Source organism: Bradyrhizobium sp. (assembly GCF_049512235.1).
GTDB lineage: Bacteria > Pseudomonadota > Alphaproteobacteria > Rhizobiales > Xanthobacteraceae > Bradyrhizobium.
Genome location: NZ_JBEKXH010000655.1, coordinates 1 through 3,135, shown reverse-complemented (window position 1 = coordinate 3,135; position 3,135 = coordinate 1). Strand labels below are relative to the sequence as shown.

Annotated in this window: 2 protein-coding genes; both read right to left on the bottom strand. The window is 61.2% G+C overall.

Translation table 11 applies throughout. From position 1 onward, the window contains the following. Positions 1-2 precede the first annotated feature (2 nt). On the bottom strand, positions 3-230 hold the full coding sequence (locus ABSG20_RS33440) for a hypothetical protein (protein WP_423868715.1): 228 nt from the start codon (positions 228-230) through the stop codon (positions 3-5). A gap of 241 nt (positions 231-471) precedes the next feature. Next, a partial coding sequence (locus tag ABSG20_RS33435) for an ATP-binding protein (protein ID WP_423868714.1) occupies positions 472-3,135 on the bottom strand: 2,664 nt, incomplete at its 5' end.

Here is a 3,135-nt window from a genome sequence, read left to right as displayed (position 1 = left end):
TGTCACCCGAGGATCATCTCGGCCGGCCAGTCATCTTTGACCGCGCTGGCTGACGGATGACAGCCGGTCGCGCCAGATTGTTCTGTTGTCGGAACATGACCGGTGTCCGTTCTTAGCTCATACGAACGACACGCATTTGCGTAATGCGGCGTCGGCCTTGCGAACGCCGACGTGGTGCCGAGCAGGCTAAATGCGACGCCCAGCGCCATTAACTTGTGATTGATATCCATGGATCGTGCTTTCTCTGTCTTGCGTTTTTAGGTTTGTTCAGTGCCCTGGGGAGGAGACCGAACCGGCCACAGCTTTATTCCCGGAAACAAGAAACTGTTTGCCCCCAACAAAGCTGCTGTTGCAGAGTGATTTGGGCCTGCGGGTCTATTCGCGCTACTAAATAGCGCTTTAGGATTGCTCGCGGCGCCGCGATCGTCCCAGGACCGCTCAAGGTTGACCGAGTGCATCGATGTCTGGCCGCTAGTCAGCGTCAAGCCGGTCAAGCAGCGTTTTTGCCTCGCGAACGTCGACAATCTGAAAGCCCTCCGTGAATGCCCCGTACACCGGCTCAAGGATCTGCCTGGCATCGGTTTTCCGGTCCTGCCCGACCCGGAGTCGCGCAAGGCTTAGCGCGTTCCTCAACTCCCAGAACAGCGCGCCCTGCTGCTTTGCCAGCTTCAAGGCCTCAGTGAAGCATTGTTCCGCCGACGAGGCCGATTGATGTCGCGGGTCCTTCAGCATCAATTCGCCCCTGATGCGCAATAGCTCCGGAACGTACCACTGTTCATGCCTGGCTTTGCAGCGCTCCAAGGTCTCGTCGACCGCCGCAAGCCCCTTTTCGATTTCATTTGCTTCGCCGAGACAGGCTGCGAACTCGCCCAGCGGAAGGAGGAAGCGTGGCAAGAACCTGGCGTCGCCTGCGCGATCGATTTCACTCCGCAACAGCCCCAGCCCAGCGTCGATGTCGCCGCGTTTGGCCATGACGATGCCCTTGAAACAGCCAGCCCAAAGCCGCCAAAGCCGTATCGCGTGGCGCTCGGTGTGTTCGAACAGCACTTCACCGTAGCGCTCCGCCGCGTCGAGATCGCCGGCCAGGAAAGCGATCGGGCACGCGGCCTGCCCCAGCACACTGCAGAAGGTCAAGGCGTGGCCATTGGCGCGTCCTTCCTCGATGTTGTGCTCGACGAGGCGCAGCGCTTCGTCGGCGAGACCTTTCAGCCAAAGGATGCGGGCGCGGAAATAGTGCGTCGAGATCCGCAGATCGAGCGGGAAAATCCTGGGCTTTTCGACCAGGAGATCGAGAGACGCGTCCACTCGATCGATGTGGCGACGTGCGCCGTGTTGGTCGCCGAGAAAGTGAAGTGACACGGCGAGAAGGCGATCCGCCAGCATCAAGTCGGTTGGATCCGCGGAGCTCCCGGCTGCCTTGGTGAAACGCTGAGCGAACTCGAGTGCTTTGAGAAATTCGCCATTGTTGAACTGGTCGACGCACAGCCCCCAGAGGGCACGCAGGCGATAATCCTTGTCATCGAGCCGCTCCGCCAATTCGAGGGTGATCGCGAGTGCCGGGCCCGCATCCCGCGCGCGACCCTGGCTATATGTAAGCGACCAGCCGAGGGCTGCCGAGAGTTGCATGCGCAGGCGTGTTGGACCCATGGCGCCATGGTCGAGCTTCGCGAGCGCCAATTCGGTGCGCTCGCGACATTCGCCGAACAGCGACAAGTGGACCCAGAGCGGCACTGCAGCGGCAGTCAATGCCGCGCCGACCTGCGAGTCGCCGTCCGCGGAGAATGCCCATTCGAGGGCGGCGCGGACATTGCCGAGGTGTCGGCCATGGCGTCTCTGCCAGTCGGCCTGTGGCGAGGAATTGCTTTCCGCCTCAGCCTGAATGAGGGCTTCCCGGAAGTATTCCGCATGCCGACGTGCGGCTTCCCAGTGCTCTCCCGCACGGCGCAGCTTTTCGAGGGCGTAGGCGCGCGTCGTGTCCAGCAGACGATAGTGATCGTCCCCGTCTTGAAAGTCGGCGGCGACGAGCGACTTGACGACCAGGCCTGCCAGGCTATCTGCGACCGTGACAGCGTCGAGATTTCCCATCACTGCGGCAGCGGCATCGAGAGAAAAATCGCCGTTGAACACTGCAATGTGGCGCAGCGCCCGCGCCTCCGTCTCAGACAGCAGTTCATAACTCCAATCGAGGGTCGCAAGCAGGGTCTGGTGCCGTGGTAACGCCGTTCGGAGGCCGCGGGTCAGCAGGCTGAAGCGATCGTGCAAGCGGACGGAAACCTGTTGCAATCCAAGCGTTGCGATGCGAGCCGCCGCGAATTCGATGGCCAGCGGGATGCCATCGAGCTGGCGCGAAATCGCAGCGACCAGCTGAAGGTCTTCCCCGCGCGGCGAGAAGTCGGCGTTCAACGCCTTTGTCCTGGCGATCAGAAGCTGCACTGCGCTGCGTCCGAGGATATCGTCATCTCCATCCCCACCCCCACCCTGTCCCGCAACATCGAGTGGGGGAACACGATAGACATACTCGCCGTCGATACGAAGCACCTCGCGGCTGGTCGCCAGAATCGTCGTATTTGGACAGGATCGTACCAGCGCCTCAGCCAACCGCGCGGCCCCCTCAATGAGATGCTCGCAATTATCCAGCACCAGCAGGAGTTTTCTTGCTCCGATTTCCCGCGCAATGGATTCGAAAGAAATCTCGCCGCCCTGTTTAAGGCTGAGTACATTCGCGACCGCAAATGGCATCAGCGCTGGATCCGACAGCGAGGCCAGTTCGACGAGCAAGCCGTCACCTCCGAAAGTCGCGAGCAGATTGCGGGCAACCGCCTGCGCGAGTACGGTCTTCCCGATACCGCCGGGGCCCGTGATGGTGAACATTCGATAGGCCGTAAGCAGCTCTGATAATTGCACCTCGGCAGTCTTTCTGCCGATCAACGCGTTGGGTGCCGCCGTAAGATTGCTGACATGACTTCGGGTCGGTGCCGCAGTCGGCCTGCCGGCGGCGGCGAAATCCCCCTGCTGACTGACCCAGTCTCCGAGCAATCGATAGCCACGACCCGCGATCGTCTTCAATAGCCCTCGATCGGGACCCAACGCCTTGCGTATCGCAGAGATTTGAGCCTGCAGGGTGTTTTCCTCGAC

What these genes read in the sequence shown, in the direction of transcription:
- ABSG20_RS33440 (WP_423868715.1), bottom strand. Translation starts at nt 230, where the DNA reads ATGGATATCAATCACAAGTTAATGGCGCTGGGCGTCGCATTTAGCCTG.